This window comes from Streptomyces sp. NPDC013187 (assembly GCF_042899705.1).
Lineage (GTDB): Bacteria > Actinomycetota > Actinomycetes > Streptomycetales > Streptomycetaceae > Streptomyces > Streptomyces hawaiiensis_A.
In genome coordinates this window covers 506,181-522,997 of the sequence record NZ_JBIBAF010000002.1, presented here as the reverse complement: position 1 = coordinate 522,997, position 16,817 = coordinate 506,181, and the positions used below count along the sequence as shown (strand labels likewise).

18 protein-coding genes, 1 tRNA gene and 1 riboswitch are annotated in these 16,817 nt (G+C 69.9%); of the genes, 12 read left to right on the top strand and 7 right to left on the bottom strand.

Translation table 11 applies throughout. The features are described from left to right. Positions 1 to 45: 45 nt before the first annotated feature. Positions 46 to 492: a type II toxin-antitoxin system PemK/MazF family toxin gene (locus ACFY5B_RS05555; RefSeq protein ID WP_389964879.1), complete on the bottom strand. Its 447-nt coding sequence runs from the start codon at positions 490 to 492 to the stop codon at positions 46 to 48. Positions 493 to 706: 214 nt separating this feature from the next. On the opposite strand from ACFY5B_RS05555, the gene ACFY5B_RS05550 reads away from it, so the two are divergent. Then, positions 707 to 1,459 (top strand): MBL fold metallo-hydrolase, encoded by a 753-nt coding sequence (locus ACFY5B_RS05550; RefSeq protein WP_389964876.1) that lies wholly within the window; start codon positions 707 to 709, stop codon positions 1,457 to 1,459. 111 nt (positions 1,460 to 1,570) lie between these two features. Here the strand turns inward: ACFY5B_RS05550 and ACFY5B_RS05545 are convergent, their stop codons facing one another. Continuing rightward, positions 1,571 to 2,833, bottom strand: a complete 1,263-nt coding sequence (locus tag ACFY5B_RS05545) for a PTS transporter subunit EIIC (protein ID WP_389964873.1) — start codon at positions 2,831 to 2,833, stop codon at positions 1,571 to 1,573. A 363-nt stretch (positions 2,834 to 3,196) separates the two neighbouring features. On the opposite strand from ACFY5B_RS05545, the gene ACFY5B_RS05540 reads away from it, so the two are divergent. The 4 genes from ACFY5B_RS05540 to rdgB all read left to right on the top strand — a co-directional run bounded on the left by ACFY5B_RS05540 (position 3,197) and on the right by rdgB (position 5,708). Continuing rightward, positions 3,197 to 3,430: a glucose PTS transporter subunit EIIB gene (locus ACFY5B_RS05540; RefSeq protein ID WP_086602225.1), complete on the top strand. Its 234-nt coding sequence runs from the start codon at positions 3,197 to 3,199 to the stop codon at positions 3,428 to 3,430. 112 nt (positions 3,431 to 3,542) lie between these two features. Next, positions 3,543 to 4,280 carry a ribonuclease PH gene (gene rph, locus ACFY5B_RS05535; protein WP_389964869.1) on the top strand — a complete coding sequence of 246 codons (738 nt, stop codon included), beginning with the start codon at positions 3,543 to 3,545 and terminating at the stop codon, positions 4,278 to 4,280. A 182-nt stretch (positions 4,281 to 4,462) separates the two neighbouring features. Then, on the top strand, positions 4,463 to 4,861 hold the full coding sequence (locus ACFY5B_RS05530; RefSeq protein WP_104779695.1) for a hypothetical protein: 399 nt from the start codon (positions 4,463 to 4,465) through the stop codon (positions 4,859 to 4,861). Between the two features lie 244 nt (positions 4,862 to 5,105). Further along, entirely contained in the window at positions 5,106 to 5,708 is a 603-nt protein-coding gene (gene rdgB / locus ACFY5B_RS05525) for an RdgB/HAM1 family non-canonical purine NTP pyrophosphatase (protein WP_389964866.1), read from the top strand. 44 nt (positions 5,709 to 5,752) lie between these two features. On the opposite strand, the gene ACFY5B_RS05520 is transcribed toward rdgB, so the two are convergent. From ACFY5B_RS05520 to bcp, 3 genes are all read right to left on the bottom strand, one after another. Beyond that, a tRNA-Leu gene (locus ACFY5B_RS05520) sits at positions 5,753 to 5,836 on the bottom strand. Between the two features lie 656 nt (positions 5,837 to 6,492). Continuing rightward, positions 6,493 to 6,858, bottom strand: coding sequence for a hypothetical protein (locus ACFY5B_RS05515; protein ID WP_389964863.1), 366 nt, complete (start codon positions 6,856 to 6,858; stop codon positions 6,493 to 6,495). 194 nt (positions 6,859 to 7,052) lie between these two features. Then, positions 7,053 to 7,520, bottom strand: coding sequence for a thioredoxin-dependent thiol peroxidase (bcp, locus tag ACFY5B_RS05510; protein WP_104779697.1), 468 nt, complete (start codon positions 7,518 to 7,520; stop codon positions 7,053 to 7,055). A gap of 95 nt (positions 7,521 to 7,615) precedes the next feature. On the opposite strand from bcp, the gene ACFY5B_RS05505 reads away from it, so the two are divergent. The 3 genes from ACFY5B_RS05505 to ACFY5B_RS05495 all read left to right on the top strand — a co-directional run bounded on the left by ACFY5B_RS05505 (position 7,616) and on the right by ACFY5B_RS05495 (position 8,867). Then, entirely contained in the window at positions 7,616 to 7,945 is a 330-nt protein-coding gene (locus tag ACFY5B_RS05505) for a DUF3618 domain-containing protein (protein ID WP_389964860.1), read from the top strand. Positions 7,946 to 7,989: 44 nt separating this feature from the next. Further along, positions 7,990 to 8,346, top strand: coding sequence for a co-chaperone GroES (locus ACFY5B_RS05500; RefSeq protein ID WP_104779699.1), 357 nt, complete (start codon positions 7,990 to 7,992; stop codon positions 8,344 to 8,346). 99 nt (positions 8,347 to 8,445) lie between these two features. Then, positions 8,446 to 8,512: riboswitch (guanidine-III (ykkC-III) riboswitch) on the top strand. Positions 8,513 to 8,546: 34 nt separating this feature from the next. After that, on the top strand, positions 8,547 to 8,867 hold the full coding sequence (locus tag ACFY5B_RS05495) for a multidrug efflux SMR transporter (RefSeq protein WP_031140108.1): 321 nt from the start codon (positions 8,547 to 8,549) through the stop codon (positions 8,865 to 8,867). Between the two features lie 100 nt (positions 8,868 to 8,967). Here ACFY5B_RS05495 and ACFY5B_RS05490 read toward each other — a convergent pair whose 3' ends face one another. Then, positions 8,968 to 11,382: a transglycosylase domain-containing protein gene (locus ACFY5B_RS05490; protein ID WP_389964856.1), complete on the bottom strand. Its 2,415-nt coding sequence runs from the start codon at positions 11,380 to 11,382 to the stop codon at positions 8,968 to 8,970. A 475-nt stretch (positions 11,383 to 11,857) separates the two neighbouring features. Between ACFY5B_RS05490 and ACFY5B_RS05485 the strand changes: the two genes are divergently transcribed. From ACFY5B_RS05485 to ACFY5B_RS05470, 4 genes are read left to right on the top strand one after another with little or no spacing between them, the layout of a single operon-like run. Beyond that, positions 11,858 to 12,658 (top strand): ABC transporter permease, encoded by an 801-nt coding sequence (locus ACFY5B_RS05485; protein WP_389965162.1) that lies wholly within the window; start codon positions 11,858 to 11,860, stop codon positions 12,656 to 12,658. Continuing rightward, the gene (locus ACFY5B_RS05480) at positions 12,651 to 13,472 is read left to right on the top strand and encodes an ABC transporter permease (RefSeq protein ID WP_389964853.1); all 822 of its coding nucleotides are present in this window, start codon (positions 12,651 to 12,653) and stop codon (positions 13,470 to 13,472) included. The genes ACFY5B_RS05485 and ACFY5B_RS05480 overlap by 8 nt, the downstream gene beginning before the upstream one ends. Before the next feature lie 46 nt (positions 13,473 to 13,518). Further along, complete coding sequence (locus ACFY5B_RS05475) at positions 13,519 to 14,502, top strand: ATP-binding cassette domain-containing protein (protein WP_389965159.1); 984 nt, start codon at positions 13,519 to 13,521, stop codon at positions 14,500 to 14,502. Positions 14,503 to 14,536: 34 nt separating this feature from the next. Then, complete coding sequence (locus ACFY5B_RS05470) at positions 14,537 to 15,262, top strand: DUF1707 domain-containing protein (protein ID WP_389964850.1); 726 nt, start codon at positions 14,537 to 14,539, stop codon at positions 15,260 to 15,262. 104 nt (positions 15,263 to 15,366) lie between these two features. Here the strand turns inward: ACFY5B_RS05470 and ACFY5B_RS05465 are convergent, their stop codons facing one another. After that, entirely contained in the window at positions 15,367 to 16,701 is a 1,335-nt protein-coding gene (locus ACFY5B_RS05465; protein WP_389964847.1) for an SGNH/GDSL hydrolase family protein, read from the bottom strand. Positions 16,702 to 16,817 lie beyond the last annotated feature (116 nt).

Sequence of the window (16,817 nt, the reverse complement as noted above, 5' to 3'; positions counted from 1 at the left end):
GGTACCGCTTTCCCGGGTCAGCCCGCCGGGTACCGCTTTCCCGGGTCAGCCCGCCAGGTACCGCACCTGGTCCCAGAGGGTCGGATCCACCACGCCGACCCGCCGCCGGAAGCCCCACACCGGGACCTCCCGCAACTCCTCCGTCTCCAGGAAACTCGCCCGCCCCTGGGCATCGCCGACCGAGCCCGGCGGCAGCGGGATCACCCCGGTGCGCTCGTCACGGAACCGGGTGGTGATCTTCGCGACCGTCGCCCGCTCCCCGCGCACCGCCAGCACCAGACAGGGCCGGTCCTTCGTACGGGCCTCGTCGTCGTAGGGCACATCGGCCCACCAGATCTCCGCCGGCTGCGGCCGGCCCTCCGGGAGGACGGGGGCCGCAGTCGAGCCACGCCGGACCGACGGCCGCCGGCCCCGGCCCCAGCCGTCGACGAGCGTGGCGATGAGCGCGAGCAGCACCACCGCGGCGAGCGCCAGCCACCAGGACGTGTCCATACTGAAAGACGTTACCGGCGCCGCCCCTGCCACGCGCCCCCCTCACAGGGATCACCCCCGGCTCTGCCAGCCGAACCGGTGACACCACAGGTGAGTTCGCCCACAACAGGCCTTGGCGGAGGAGCTACCGGAGGTTTTGCGCCTTACGCTCGACGGACCGCACGACCCCCGACGCCCCTCTCAGACTTATCCCGCCAGCGGAGGTTTCTGCTTCATGAAGCTCACCGTCGTCGGCTGCTCGGGGTCGTTCCCGTCCGCGGAATCGGCCTGCTCGAGCTACCTCGTCGAGGCCGACGGCTTCCGGCTGCTTCTCGACATGGGCAACGGTGCCCTGGGCGAGCTGCAGCGCCACTGCGGTCTCTACGACCTCGACGCGATCTTCCTCAGCCATCTGCACGCCGACCACTGCATCGACATGTGCGCGTACTTCGTCGCGCGCTACTACCGCCACGACGGCGGCCGCTGCGATCCGATCCCCGTCCACGGCCCCGAAGGCACGGAACACCGGCTGACCACCGCCTACGCGGACACCCCCTCCGCCTCCTCCATGAGCGAGGTCTTCGACTTCCACACGGTCAAGCCGTCCACCTTCGAACTCGGCCCCTTCACCGTGCACACCGAGCGGGTGGCCCACCCCGTGGAGGCCTACGGCATCCGGATCGAGCACGGCGGCCGGACGCTGACGTACTCCGGCGACACCGGGGTGAGCCCCGCGCTGGACGAACTCGCCCGGGACGCCGACCTGTTCCTGTGCGAGGCCGCGTTCACGCACGGCAAGGAGGACATCCCCGACCTGCATCTCAACGGCCGCGAGGCGGGGGAGACGGCGGCCCGGGCCGGTGCCCGCCGCCTGGTCCTCACCCACATCCCGCCGTGGACGGACCCCCAGGTCAACCTCGTCCACGCCCGCGAGGTCTACGACGGCCGGGTGGACCTGGCCGCGCCGGGGCAGACGTACGAGATCTAGCGCTCCACGGCACGGCACCGAGGCCCCGGTACGCGCACGAGGGCCAGGAGCACACGCGAAGGCCCCGGAACCGTTGTGGTTCCGGGGCCTTCGCGCGGTGCGGGCCGCGGGCTACTTCGCCTCCGCCTTCTGCAGCTCGGCGAGTTCCTCGTCGGACTCCCGGCCCGGCGTCGGCAGGTTGAACTTGGTGATCGCGAAGCGGAAGACCACGTAGTAGACCGCCGCGAAGCACAGGCCGACCAGGGCCAGCAGCCACGGCTTGGTCGCGATGCCGAGGTTCAGCAGGAAGTCGATCGCACCGGCGGAGAAACCGAACCCGTCCTTCATGCCGAGGGCCCAGGTCAGCGCCATGGAGACACCGGTGAGCACCGCGTGGATCGCGTACAGCACCGGGGCGATGAACATGAACGTGAACTCGATCGGCTCGGTGACACCGGTGACGAACGAGGTCAGCGCGAGCGAGAACATCATGCCGCCGACGACCTTGCGCCGTTCGGGACGGGCGCAGTGCACGATCGCGAGGCAGGCGGCGGGAAGGGCGAACATCATGATCGGGAAGAAACCGGTCATGAACTGCCCCGCGGTCGGGTCACCGGCCAGGAAGCGCGCGATGTCCCCGCTCTTCCCTTCGTAGGAGCCCGCCTGCAGCCAGGGGAAGGAATTGAGCAGGTGGTGCATGCCCACCGGGATCAGTGCACGGTTGGCGACACCGAAGATGCCCGCGCCCACGGCTCCGGAGCCGACCAGCCACTCACCGAAGTTGTGCAGAGCCGTACCGAGGACCGGCCAGATGTAGCCGAAGACGACGCCCATGACCAGGCCCGCGAAGGCGGACAGGATCGGCACCAGGCGGCGACCGCCGAAGAAGCCCGCCCAGTCGGGCAGCTTGGTCCGGTAGAACCGCTGGTAGAGCAGGGCCACCACGATGCCCATGACGACACCGCCCAGCACCTTGGCGTCCGCGGGAGCGTCCACCATGACGGCCTTGTCGCCGACCTTCGCCGCCACCTTGGGCAGGGTCGGGTCGGTGAACGTGCCCAGCACGTTCTTGAACACCAGGTAGCCGACCACGGCGGCGAGCGCGGTCGAGCCGTCCGACTTCTTCGCGAAGCCGATCGCGATGCCCACGGCGAACAACAGCGGCATGTTGTCGAGGATCGCGTTGCCACCCGCGGTCATGAAGCCCGCGATCTTGGTGATCACCTCAGGGAACGAATCCCGCCCCAGCATGTCGGTGTTGCCGAGCCGGACCAGCAGCGCGGCGGCGGGCAGCACCGCCACGGGCAGCATGAGACTGCGGCCGATACGCTGCAAGACGGCCATCACGGCCGAGCCTCTCTTCGGGCTCGCGGGCGCGGCGGTGTCTGTGGACATGAACTTCCTCCATGGGGCACGGCGCCGCCCAGGAAGGATGCGACGGGGGACGGCGGCGTCTCAAAGAAAGGGGAACGCGGTAGCCACCGCGCGACCTCCACCGGTGAGTGGTGTAGACCAGTTGTAGCACGGTAGGCCGAACGAGTGGAACCCGCCAATTCCGCCCGCTGGAGACGATCACGCCCCGGCGCCGCCCCCCATGCCGGGGGCCTTTTGTCGCGAGGCGGGCTCGTGGTGTAGACCAGGCGTTCGACGGTCGCACGAACGTGACGCCGTCCTTCGGCACACACGACAGGGCCGCTCGCAAAGACGGGCCAACTGTGGGTTACTGCGACAAAGCGGTTCGGATCAGGGAGAACGAACATGGCCACCAAGGCTGAGAAGATCGTTGCCGGGCTCGGCGGCATCGACAACATCGAAGAGGTCGAAGGCTGCATCACCCGCCTCCGCACCGAGGTCGTGGACCCCGCCAAGGTCGACGAGACCGCCCTGAAGGCCGCCGGCGCCCACGGCGTCGTCAAAATGGGCACCGCCATCCAGGTCGTCATCGGCACCGACGCCGACCCCATCGCCGCGGAGATCGAAGACATGATGTGAAGGGCGGGGATCGTCCCGGGCTTCACCCCCTGAGACAGACCCCCCACCTCACCAACGGGGCCCCTCCCACCGCGGGAAGGGCCCCTTCCGCGGTACGGATAGGCTCAGCCGCATGTCTCGAATCGACGGCCGCACCCCCCAGCAGCTCCGCCCCATCACCATCGAGCGCGGCTGGAGCAAGCACGCCGAAGGCTCCGTCCTAGTCTCCTTCGGCGACACCAAGGTCTTCTGCACCGCCTCCGTCACCGAAGGCGTCCCCCGCTGGCGCAAGGGCAGCGGCGAGGGCTGGGTCACCGCCGAATACTCCATGCTGCCCCGCGCCACCAACACCCGCGGCGACCGCGAATCCGTCCGCGGCAAGATCGGCGGCCGCACCCACGAGATCAGCCGCCTCATCGGCCGCTCCCTGCGTGCCGTCATCGACTACAAGGCCCTCGGCGAGAACACCATCGTCCTCGACTGCGACGTCCTGCAGGCCGACGGCGGCACCCGCACGGCAGCCATCACCGGCGCCTACGTCGCACTCGCCGACGCCATCGCCTGGGCCCAGGGCAAAAAGCTCATCAAGGCCGGCCGCAAGCCCCTCACCGGCACCGTCTCCGCCGTCTCCGTCGGCATCGTCGCAGGCGTCCCCCTCCTCGACCTCTGCTACGAGGAAGACGTCAGGGCCGACACCGACATGAACGTCGTCTGCACCGGCGACGGCCGCTTCGTCGAGGTCCAGGGCACCGCCGAAGCCGAACCCTTCGCCCGCGACGAACTCAACGCCCTCCTCGACCTCGCCGTCGCCGGCTGCGGCGAACTCGCCGCGCACCAGCGCACCGCGCTCGACGCCGTCCTCGAGAAGTGACTCGAACAAGCGGCTCGACACAGCAACCCGAAAAGTAAAAGGCACGCCAAGACGGGTGCTCGGCACGGGCAACCGCGCCGAGCGCACTCGCGTCTGAAGGAGTACGGGCGCACGGCTCACCCCTGTGCGCCCGGCCAGCCGCGCGGGCCCGACCGGCCCGACCGAACGAGAGGGACCGCTCCATGGCCGCGAGCCGCCGACGCCGCACCGCAGCCGTCGCCGCCACCCTGGCGGCCGTCGCGCTGACCGCCGGACTCACCACCGGCTGCGCCGCCGTCGACAAGGCGCTGGACTGCGTCCAGACCGCCGACGCCATCGCCGACAGCGTCACGGAACTCCAGCAGGCCGTCGACAGCGCGTCGAACGACCCGACACAGCTCGACGAGTCCCTCGACTCCATCGACAAGAACCTCGGCGAGATCGGCGACAAGACCGACAACGCGGACGTGGGCAAGGCCGTGGACGACCTGAACAAGGCCGTCGACAACGTCCGCACATCGATCAAGAACGGCGACGAGACGCCCGACATCAGCCCGGTCACGGACGCGGCGGGCGAGTTGACGAAGGTCTGCACGCCGTAAGGCTGCGCCGACTGGGCCAGGCTTCTCGTGTGCCGGGTCTCTGCCGTTGGGCGGGTGCGGATCCGTCGTGGCCGCCCGCGCAGTTCCCCGCGCCCCTGAGGGGGCGCGATCTGCCCAGGTCCCCTGCGCACTGACGGGGCGGGATGCCGTCCAGGGTTCCCTGCGCACGGACGGGGCGGGATTCCGTCCAGGGCTCCCTGCGGCCACTGACGGAGCGCGATGCTGCCCCGGCGATACTGGGGGCATGAGTCGCCTGATCCTCGCCACCCGTAACGCCGGGAAGATCACCGAACTTCGCGCGATCCTCGCCGAAGCCGGGCTGCCCCACGAACTCGTCGGCGCCGACGCCTACCCGGACATCCCCGACGTCAAGGAAACGGGCGTGACGTTCGCCGAGAACGCCCTCCTCAAGGCCCACGCGCTGGCCCGGGCCACGGGCCTCCCGGCCGTCGCCGACGACTCGGGCCTCTGCGTCGACGTCCTCAACGGCGCCCCCGGCATCTTCTCGGCCCGCTGGTCCGGCCGCCACGGCGACGACAAGGCCAACCTGGACCTCCTCCTCGCCCAGCTCTCCGACATCGCCGAGGAACACCGGGGCGCCCATTTCGCCTGCGCGGCGGCCCTCGCCCTGCCCGACGGCACGGAAAGGGTGGTCGAGGGCCAACTCCCCGGCACCCTCCGCCACGAGCCGACGGGCACGGGCGGCTTCGGCTACGACCCGATCCTCCAGCCGGAGGGCGAGTCGCGCACCTGCGCGGAGTTGACCCCCCAGGAGAAGAACGCGATCAGCCACCGGGGGAAGGCGTTCCGGGCGCTGGTGCCGGTGGTTCGGGAGCTGTTGGGCTGAAATGCGCGAGAGGGGCCGCCCAGCCCGGGCGGCCCCTCTGTGCGTGCGGCCGGTGGGATTCGAACCCACACGGGTGTGAACCCACTGGGATCTAAACCCAGCATGACTGCCAATTCCATCACGGCCGCTCAAAAACGGTCATCGCGCTCGACCGGCAGTGTTAAGTGTACGGGCTGAGCGAGTTACGCGACGAGAGGCATCCTCGCCTTCTGGCGGCACCACGTCTCAGTGAGCGCGTGACAGTTGGGGCAGAGATACCGCAGATTCTCCCGGCGGTTGTCGCGCCAGTTGCCGTTGATGTGGTCGATCTGCAATGTGATCGACTGGCCCAGCCACTCGCCCTTGTTGCCGCATGCCTGGCATGCGTATGGCACGCCGATCTCGACCAGGGCGCGGTGGAGCTGAGCTCTGTTGGTTCGTCCCGCACTCGAGGGCAGGACGACCAGTACCCGTCGAGAGACGGGCTCGGGAGCCGGGCGCTCCGGTCGCGCCCACCCTCTGCGCTTGAAATGGCCGGTGTCCAGTCCGAGCCGAGAGACCGCGCGCCTGACGCGTCGGTGATTGGTGTTGTCCACATCCAAGCCGAGGCCGCGCATCAAGTCGGCGTAGCTCGTGGAGTTTTCTACGAGCCCACGGAGTCTGCCCTCGGGGATCGATACACGCCGGTGGGTGAAATGTGAGGTGTCGATCCCATGCCCCCGCATCATGCGGCTCAAGGTGGCACGCGAACGGCTGTCGTCCGGTACTCCCAGGGAACGAGCTACGCCCCGCACACTCGTCGCCGTCACTGTTGCTTCCTGGAGCTCTTGGAGAGTGAAGGGCAGGTCCAGGTCGGGCCTATTGATACCGGGAAGTGACGGACGTCGATGCCGGCCGCGTGAATGCGGCGGCGAATGTGCGACAAGGTGCCGCTGGCCGGGTCGGCGCCCAGTTTCAGTGCTACTTCGCGAAGTGACGACGACGAGGCGGCCGCTTCCGCGATGGCGGAGTCCGGGTACTTGCGATACGGGCTGCGCTTGACGAAGTGACTCGTGTCGAGTCCGCGCTCCACCACTCTCTCTTGCAGCACGCGCCGTTGGCCTCCGCTCACTTTCAGGCCGAGCCGTCGCATCAGGTCGGTCCAGTTGCGAGCCTCGGCTACAGCCGACACCAGTCGCTCATCGCCGTACAAGCTCGATGTGTTCCGCACGTCACACGTCTCCGTCTCCGACAACCCGTTCGTGGCCTCGCACGGAGTAACGAACCGTTTATCGGACAGTCACGCCCGGAATGCGTGCGGAATGCGGAGCGGCTCGTACCGGAGGTTCACCGGTACGAGCCGCTCGCGAGACGATCAGTGGGGCCTCAGACCCCCAGGTCCTTGATGATCTTGGCCACGTGGCCCGTCGCCTTGACGTTGTACAGGGCGCGTTCGACCTTGCCCTCCTCGTCCACGACGATCGTGGAGCGGATGACGCCGACGACCGTCTTGCCGTACAGCTTCTTCTCGCCGAAGGCGCCGTAGGACTCCAGGACCTGCTTGTCCGGGTCGGCCAGCAGGGTGACCTTCAGGGACTCCTTCTCGCGGAACTTGGCCAGCTTCTCCGGCTTGTCGGGGGAGATGCCGATGACGTCGTAGCCCGCGCCCGCCAGCAGCTCCAGGTTGTCCGTGAAGTCGCAGGCCTGCTTCGTGCAGCCCGGGGTGAGGGCGGCCGGGTAGAAGTACACGATGACCTTGCGGCCCTTGTGGTCCGACAGGGACACCTCGGTGCCGTCGGCGTCGGGCAGGGTGAAGGCGGGGGCCACGTCCCCCGGCTGGAGTCGCTCGCTCATCGGGCCAGGGTAACCGGGGGTGCTGACAGTGTGATGAGCCGTGGAGCTGACAGACTGTCCCACACAGGCTTCACACCGACTTCGGAGGCGACACGGTGGCGGACACGGCGGACACCAGGACCCCGGCGCAGATCGAGGCGGACATCAGGCGCCGCCGCGCGACCCTGGCCGAGACCCTCGACGAGATCGGGGTGCGGGTGCACCCGAAGACGATCGTCGGGGATGCCAAGGCCAAGGTCGCTTCGAATATTGATCACACCCTCGGACGGGCTTACGTGGGGGTCAACCGGGCCGTCACCGATGTGCGCGCCCGGTTCGTGGACGAGCAGGGCGCGCCCCGGCTCGAGCGGGTCGTGCCGGTGGCGCTCGTCGTGGTGGGTGTGGTCGGGCTGCTCGCGGTCAGCACGCGGCGGCGCAAGGGCTGACCCGACTGCGTACGTGTGCGTCGAGGACAGGTAGGTTTCAGGGCGTGAGCGCCAAGAGAAACGAGCAGAGCACCCATCCGGACAAGCTGCCCATCCGGATGCTGCACGACCGCGTACTCGTGCGGCAGGACACCAGCGAGGGCGAGCGGCGTTCCGGCGGCGGCATCCTGATCCCCGCCACGGCGGCGGTCGGCCGCCGGCTGGCGTGGGCAGAGGTCGTCGCGGTGGGTCAGAACGTGCGGACCGTGGAGGCGGGCGACCGGGTGCTGTTCGACCCGGAGGACCGGGCCGAGGTCGAGGTGCGGGGGATCGCGTACGTGCTCATGCGCGAGCGGGACCTGCACGCGGTGGCCGCGGACCGGTTCGAGGGTGCCGAGGACTCGACGGGTCTGTACCTCTAGGACGAGTGCCGAGGACTCGACGGGTCTGTACCTCTAGGGCACATGGCGGTGCGAGGGGGCCGGTGACGGTGGTCACCGGCCCCCTCGCCGTGCCGTGCGGCTTTGCTACGTTGGAGGCACCCCGACGAGACGCGCCGTACCGGGATCAAGGCAAAGACGACGCACCGACACCGTCAGCCCGTTTCCCGGAGGTGCCCGTCATGGCCTGGGTTCTGCTCGTCGTCGCCGGTCTGCTCGAGGTGGGGTGGTCCGTCGGCATGAAGTACACCGACGGGTTCACGCGTCCGCTGCCCAGTGTGCTCACGGGCGCCGGCATCGTCGCGAGCATGCTGCTGCTGTCGCAGGCGGCCAAGACCCTGCCCATCGGTACCGCCTACGGCGTGTGGGTGGGGATCGGTGCGGCCGGGGCGGCGGTGTTCGGGATGGCGGTGCTGGGTGAGCCGGCGACCGCCGCCCGGATCTTCTTCGTGTGCCTGCTGCTGGTCGCCGTGGTGGGGCTGAAGGCGACCAGCGGCCACTGAGCGCCGCCGCCGCGGTGGGGCTCAAAGCGACCAGCGGTCACTGACCGGCCAGGCACGGGCTACGCGCCACCGGTCAATGACCCTCGGCACGGGCGATGCGCTACTCCCGCCGTGCGCCCTGTGGGACCACGCCCCAGCCCGGGCCGGTCGGGCCACCCGTCGCGCCGCCGTCGGTCGCGTCGCCGCCACCGCCACCGCCCTCCGTCGTGCCGCCGTCCGTGGTGCCGCCGTCGGTCGTCCCGCCGTCGGTCGTGCCGCCGTCCGCCGTGCCGCCGCCGGTGGGGGACTCGCCGCCGGTGCCGCCGTCGGTGGTGCCGCCGTCGGTCTGGCCCTCGGTCTGCCCCTCGGGGGCGCTGGGGCTCTGCTCGGGCGTCTGGGTGCCGGTTTCCTCGCCGCCGGTGGTCGTGCCGCCGTCGGTGGTGGCGCCGGCGCTCGGGTCGGCCGGGGCCTCGCTGCTGGGGGCCTGCGAGACGTTCGCGCCGGGCTGGAGCCTGAGGTCGAACTCCTTGGCGGGCTTGCCCTTGAGGGCGTCCTCGGTGAACTGGGTCCAGATCTCGGCGGGCGCGCCGCCGCCGTTGATGCGCGGCAGACCCATGGCGCCGTAGAGCGACTTGTGGGCGGCGGTGACGGGGTCCTGGCCCATGACGGAGACGACGGTTGCGAGGTCGGGGGTGTAGCCCGCGAACCAGGCGGCCGTGTCCTCCTCGGCGGTGCCGGTCTTGCCGGCGACGGGGCGGCCCGCGGCCTGTGCGGCGGAGGCGGTGCCGTTCTGGACGACGCTCCGCAGCATGGAGGTGGTGGTGTCGGCCGCCTCGCGGCTGACGGCCTGCCGGGTGCGCCGCTCGGGCAGGTCGATGGGCGTGCCCTCCTTGGTGACCTTGTCGACGATCGTGTACGTGCCGTGCCGGCCGTGGTTGGCGAGGGTGGCGTAGGCCTCGGCCATGTCGAGGACGCTGGCGGTGGCGGTGCCGAGCGCGATGGCGGGGCCGTCGGCGAGGTCGGGGGTGGTCTCGGGGACGCCGAGGTCGATCGCGGTCTGCTTGACCTTCGCGGGGCCGACGTCGGCGGCCATCTGCGCGTACACCGAGTTCACGGAGCTGTCGGTGGCCTCGGTGACGGTGATGTCGCCGTAGGAGCGCTGGTCCTCGTTCTCGGGGGCGTAGGGGTCGCCGGTCCAGCCCTGGACGGGGCGTTTGTTGGTGCCGTCGTAGATGGTGTTCGGGGTGATGACGCGGCCGTCCTGCGTCTCGGAGTGGTTCTCGACGGCCGAGGTGAACACGAAGGGCTTGAAGGTGGAGCCGACCTGGAAGTCCCGGCGGGTGGCGTTGGGGGTGTACTGCTTGACGTAGTCGATGCCGTTGTACATCGCCACGACCTTGCCGGTCTTGGGGTCGACGGAGGCGCCGCCGGCGCGGACGTAGGTGTCGACCTTGTTCTTCTTGTCGAGCTTGGACATCAGCTTGTCGTTGACGGCCTTCACGAACGCGTCCTGCTTGCTCTTCTGCAGGGTCGTCGTGATGCGGTAGCCGCCGGCGTCCAGCTTGCTCTCGTCGATGATCTTGTTCTGGACGAGGTAGTCCTTGACGATCCGGACGATGTAGCCGCGCTGGCCGGACATGCCGGTGGAGAGGGTGGACTCCTTCGGCATGGGGAACTTCATGCCGGTCCGCTTCGACTCGCTGAGCCAGCCCTTCTTGACCATGCCGTCCAGGACGTAGTTCCAGCGGGACTCGGCGGCCTTCCGGTTCTCCGGGTGGGCGACGACGTCGTACTGGCTGGGCGCGTTGACGAGCGCGGCGAGGTAGGCGGCGCGGGCCGGGTCGAGGTCCTTGGCGTCCATGCCGTAGTAGGCCTGGGCGGCTGCCTGGATGCCGTAGGCGTTGCGGCCGAAGTAGCTGGTGTTGAGGTAGCCCTCGAGGATGTGGTCCTTGCTGACCTCGCGGTCCAGCTTGATCGAGATGAAGAACTCCTTGGCCTTGCGCGTGACGGTCTGTTCCTGGCGCAGGTAGTAGTTCTTCACGTACTGCTGGGTGATGGTGGAGCCGGACTGCTTGCCCTTGCCGAGGGCGGTGTTCCAGGCGGCGCGGACCATGGCCTTGGGGTCGACGGCGGACTCGGTGTAGAAGTCGCGGTCCTCGGCGGCCAGGATCGCGTGCTGGGCGTCCTTGGAGATCTGGGGGAGGGTGACGTTCTCCCGGTTGACCTCGCCGTCGCGGGCGATGACGGAGCCGTCCGCGTAGAGGTAGACGTTGGCCTGCTTGGTGGCGAGCGCGTTGGCCGGGGGGATCTTCACCAACGAGTAGCCCAGGAAGAAGCCGCCGACCAGCAGCAGCACGACGATGATGAAGCCGCCGAGCGTCATGCGCCAGGTCGGGATCGCCCGGCGCCAGCCGGTCCGCTTCGGTTTCCCGGCCGCCGTGGCCTCGGGCGTGCCCGGGGCGCCGTCGGCGTGCGCCTGCGGCTCTCTCGATGCCCAGCCCGGATTCGGCTGCTGCGGCTGAGGCTCGTCACTCATGTCGTGCACGGACTCCTGTTTCGCGTCGTACGTCGTTCCGTACGTCTCTGCTCGCTCTTGCGCCCCTGTGATGAAGACTGTCCCATCCGTTGATCAGTTCCCTGATCGAGGGCCGGGCTGTGAGCCGTGGTGAGGCGGACCGCGTGCGGGCGAGTGCGCGTGCGGGCACAGGTGAAACGCGCTGCTCCGCGCTCCTGCCCGAATCGTGATCTCGCCTGCGCGACGTTCGCCCGAAGGGGGACCCGACCGTGGATCGCGACGGCTCCTACGCTCCGTCCGGCCGGCACCGCCGTCACGCTGCTCGCCCTGGCCACGGACGCCAGGGCCCGCGCGGACGCAACGGATCGTACCGTCTGGGCCGGTGCGCGCTCGCCCCGCGGCACTCCCGCCGCTCCCCGAAATTGCGTGGCAGGCCCGTACGCGGGAGGACTAGGCTCCTGCGCTTCGGTGCCGGGCGGCGAGGAGGGCTGTGGATGTGGGCTCGGGACGGTTGTACGCGGCCGTCGCGGCGGGGGGTTTCAGGCGGTACGCGACGTATCGGGCGGCCACGGTGGCCGGGGTGTTCACCAACACGGTCTTCGGCGTCATCCTCGTCTACACGTATCTGGCGCTGTGGGACGAGAAGCCGCATCTCGGGGGGTACGACCAGGCGCAGGCCGTGACCTACGTCTGGCTGGGGCAGTGCCTCTACGCGACGCTGGCGATCCAGGGCGGGGGTGCCGAGAAGGACCTGATGGATCGCATCCGCACCGGTGAGATCGCCGTCGACCTGTACCGGCCGGCCGATCTTCAACTGTGGTGGCTCGCGGGGGACGTGGGCCGGGCGTTGTTCCAGATGCTGGGGCGGGGCGTGATCCCGTTCCTGTTCGGTGCGCTCTTCTTCCCGATGGCGCTGCCGACGACGTTCATCCCCTGGGCGGCCTTCGTGGTCACGCTGCTGCTGGCGACGGTCGTGAGCTTCGCGATCCGCTATCTGGCGGCGCTGAGCGTGTTCTGGTTGATGGACGGCATGGGCGTCAACCAGGTTCTGGTGATCACGGGGATCTTCTTCTCGGGCATGGTGCTGCCGCTGAACGCCTTCCCGGGCGTGTTCGGCGAGGTGGTGCGGGTGCTGCCGTGGGCGGCGCAGATCCAGATGCCGGCGGACGTGCTGATGGGGGAGACGGACCCGCTGCGGGCGTTCGCCTTCCAGGCGGCGTGGGCCGTGGCGCTGCTGGCGGCGGGGCGGCTGCTGCAGTCGGCCGCGACGCGACGGGTGGTGGTGCAGGGTGGCTGAGCGTGGTGTCCTGCTGGAGGGGTTGCGGGCCTACCGGCTGATCGCCGGGATGTGGGTGCGCTCCAGCATGGCCTACCGGACCTCCTTCGTCGTCACGGTGTTCGGCAACCTGGTGGTGACCGCCCTGGATTTCGTGGGGATCCTGCTGATGTTCTCGCAGGTCGACTCGCTGGGCGGCTGGTCGCTGCCCGAGGTGGCCTTCCTCTACGGGCTGTCGGCGACGTCGTTCGGGATCGCCGATCTGGTGCTCGGTTCGATGGACGTCCTGGGTGCCCGGATGCGCGACGGCTCGTTCGACACGCTGCTGGTGCGTCCGGTGCCGGTGCTGGCCCAGGTCGGCGCCGACCGGTTCGCGTTGCGGCGGCTGGGCCGGATCACCCAGGGCGCGGTGGTGCTGGGCTGGGCGCTGGTGTCGGTGGACGTCGACTGGAGCGCGGCGAAGGTGCTGTTGGTGCCGGTGATGGTGGTCAGCGGCGCGGCGATCTTCTCGGCGGTGTTCGTGGCGGGCGCGGCCTTCCAGATCTATGCGCAGGACGCCGCCGAGGTGCAGAACGCCTTCACCTACGGCGGGACGACGCTGTTGCAGTACCCGCCGTCGGTGTTCGGCAAGGACCTGGTGCGGGGCGTGACCTTCATGCTGCCGCTGGCCTTCGTCAACTGGGTGCCCGCCACCCATGTGCTGGGGCGGCCGTACCCGATCGGGCTGCCCGGGTGGGTGGCGTTCGCCTCGCCGCCGGTGGCGGTGGCGTGCTGTGTGCTGGCCGGGCTGGCGTGGCGGACGGGGCTTCGTTCGTACCGGAGTACAGGGAGTTGAGTTGACCGGGTCGGAAAGCGGGTTCGTCGAACCGGAGAGCGGGTTCATGGAACCGGAGAGCGGGTTCATCGAACTCGACGGTGTCGAGAAGGTCTTCGAGGTGCGCAAGAAGACCGGCTTCATGAAGCGGGAGCGGCGGCAGGTGCGGGCCGTCGACTCGATCTCCTTCCGTGTGGAACGCGGCGAGATGGTCGGCTACATCGGCCCGAACGGCGCCGGCAAGTCCACCACGATCAAGATGCTGACCGGCATCCTCACGCCGAGCGCGGGCCGGCTGCGGGTGGCCGGCATCGACCCCTCCCGGGAGCGGACGCGCCTCGCGCACCGGATCGGCGTGGTGTTCGGGCAGCGTACGACGCTTTGGTGGGACCTGCCGCTGCTGGACTCCTACCGGCTGATGCACCGCATGTACCGGATCCCGGACGCCCGTTACCGGGAGAACCTCGACCGTCTGGTCGAACTCCTCGACCTGGGCGACCTGCTGGACGTGCCGGTGCGGCAGCTCTCCCTCGGTCAGCGGATGCGCGGCGACATCGCGGCGGCGCTGCTGCACGACCCGGAGGTGCTGTACCTGGACGAGCCGACCATCGGTCTGGACGTCGTCTCCAAGTCGAAGGTGCGGGAGTTCCTGCGGGAGGTGAACGCCGAGCGCGGTACGACGGTGCTGCTGACCACGCACGACCTGCAGGACATCGAGCAGTTGTGCAAGCGGGTGATGGTCATCGACCACGGGCGCCTGATGTACGACGGTCCGCTCGCCGGGTTGCACGAGGCGGGGGAGAGCGAGCGGGTCCTGGTGGTGGACCTGGAGCGGGAACTTCCGCCGATCGAGGCGCCGGTGCCGGCGCGGGTCGTGCGCGTGGACGGTCCGCGGCAGTGGCTGGCGTTCCCGGCGGGGGAGTCGGCGGCGCCGCTCGTGGCGCGGATCGCCGCCGAGTACCCGCTGGTGGACCTGTCGGTGCGGGAGCCGGACATCGAGGCGGTGATCGCGAAGATGTACGCGGATCAGGCCGAGCGGGCGATCTCGTAGCCCCCGGCGGGGGTGAACTCGTAGTCTGCTGTCCATGACCGACGACGCCGTCCCGGACCTCCGCGCCTCCGACGCCGACCGTGAACAGGTCGCCGAGATCCTGCGGGACGCCCTCGCGGAGGGGCGCCTCGACATGGAGGAGTTCGAGGAGCGGCTGGACGCGACGTACAAGGCGCGCACCTACGGGGAGTTGGCGCCGATCACCCGGGACCTGCCGGCCGCGGGTGTCGCGGTGCCGTCGGTGTCCCTGACGAAGGATGTGGCGGCCGGGCCGGACTGGTCAGGGCGGATCGTCGGCGGTGAGGGGTCCTCCACCTGGGCCGTCGCCGTCATGTCCGGTTTCCAGCGCAAGGGGCGCTGGACGATGCCCCGGCGGTTCACCTGCCTCGCCTTCTGGGGCGGCGGGGAGATCGACCTGCGTGAGGCGCGGTTCGCGGACCGCGAGGTCGAGATCAACGCGATCGCGATCATGGGCGGGGTGGATGTGATCGTGCCTCCCGGAGTCGAGGTCGTCGTCCGCGGCATCGGCGTCATGGGCGGTTTCGATCAGCGCGAGGAGGGCGTGCCGGGCGAGCCGGGCGCACCGAGGGTGATCGTGACCGGGTTCGCGCTGTGGGGCGGCGTCGGGGTCCAGCGGAAGCTGCCCCGCGCGGAGAAGCTGCGGATCCGCGAGGAGCGCCGCCAGGAGAAGCTGGAGCGCAAGGCGGGGCGGCGGGAGCTGGACGATCCGCACAGGCGGCACCGTCACGGCGGACACTGAGCCCCGGCGGCCGGGTGGCCGCCGCCGGTCGGCGCGTGCGCGCTGCCCCGGCAGCGGTGTGCCCGCCGTCTGCGGCAGACGACGGGCACGGGACGGGACAAGGGCTACAGCTCCGCCGGAGCGGACCCCTTCAGCGTCTGCAGGTCGAAGGACTCCGCCATCCGCGCGTACCCCTTGTCGCTGGGGTGCAGATGGTCGCCCGAGTCGTATTCGGGCCGCAGCCGCCGCGGGTCGTACGGGTCCCGCAGTGCCTGGTCGAAGTCGGCCACGGCGTCGTACACCCGCCCGGCGCGGATCTGCGCGTTGATCGTCTGGCGGACCTGCTCACGCGCCTCGGTGTACCCGCGGTGCCCGGAGAACGGCATCAGCGTCGCCCCGACCACCTTCACACCGCGCGCGTGGGCCTGTCCCACCATCGACCGCAGCCCGGTGAGGATCGCGTTCGGGTCGGCGAGGCGCGGGTTGCGCAGGATGTCGTTGACGCCGAGGTCGATGACGACGACCTTGACGTTCGTCCGCTCCAGCACGTCCCGCCCGAAGCGGTTCAGGCCGCTGGGGTTGTCCGCGGGGCGGCCCAGGCCGTCGGCGAGGACCTGGTTGCCGCTGATGCCCTGGTTGACCACGCTGTAGCGGGGCAGGTCCCGCCCGGAGGCGATCTCGGAGCGCAGCCGGTCGGACAGCACGTCGGTCCAGCGGCTGTTGGTGTCCGGCGTGGAGGTGATGCCGTCCGTCAGGGAGTCGCCGATGACGACGACCGTGCCGTCGGACTCGTTGCTCAGCACGTCCAGCGCCGTCAGGTACCGCCAGGATCCGATCCGCTCGGTGTACGGGGCGCCCGTGGCGTCCTGCGCGTGGTCGCCCTGGGCGACGTAGGAGACCTGCCGGGCGTGCCGGTGGTAGGTCACCGGGCCGGAGCTGGTGGGCGTGTAGGTGGTGATCAGGACGTCGGAGTCGTGCGGGACGACGACCCGTACCGCGTCGCTCATGACCTGCCGGCCGGGCGGGATGACGACCGTGGGGCCACCGCCGAAGGTCAGCTGCCGCATGGTGTCCGCGAGCGCTGCCGCCGTGCCGCTGCCCGCGGAGACGGCGATCGTCGCCCGCGTGATGCTCAGCGGCGACTGGCCGTAGAGATTGGACAGCGTCACGCGGGCACTCGTACCGCCGACGCTGGTGTGGACGACGTTGCGTACCGAACGGTCCGCCATGCCCGTGGTCTCGGTGCCGGGTTCGGCGGCGGAGGGGGACGTGGACCAGGTGCCGACCCAGGTGCCGGTGGAGGCGGGAGCGGCGGAGTTGTGATTGGCGCGGCCGTCGCCGATGGCGTTCCGGTTGCGCGTGCCGTCGTCGGACCCCACGCCGACGTATATGGCGGTGGAAAGGGCCACGATCGCTGCGACGACCAGGGCCAGGAGGGCGTAGCCACGTCCTCGGGTCATGCTGTTCAGTTCTCCTCGGGCGATGGGAGCCCAAGGCTCCGATCTGATGTGCCCATGATGCGGCATGGGCCGGGGGAAGCTCACAGCACCCCGTGGCAATACCCCTCCTGACAGAC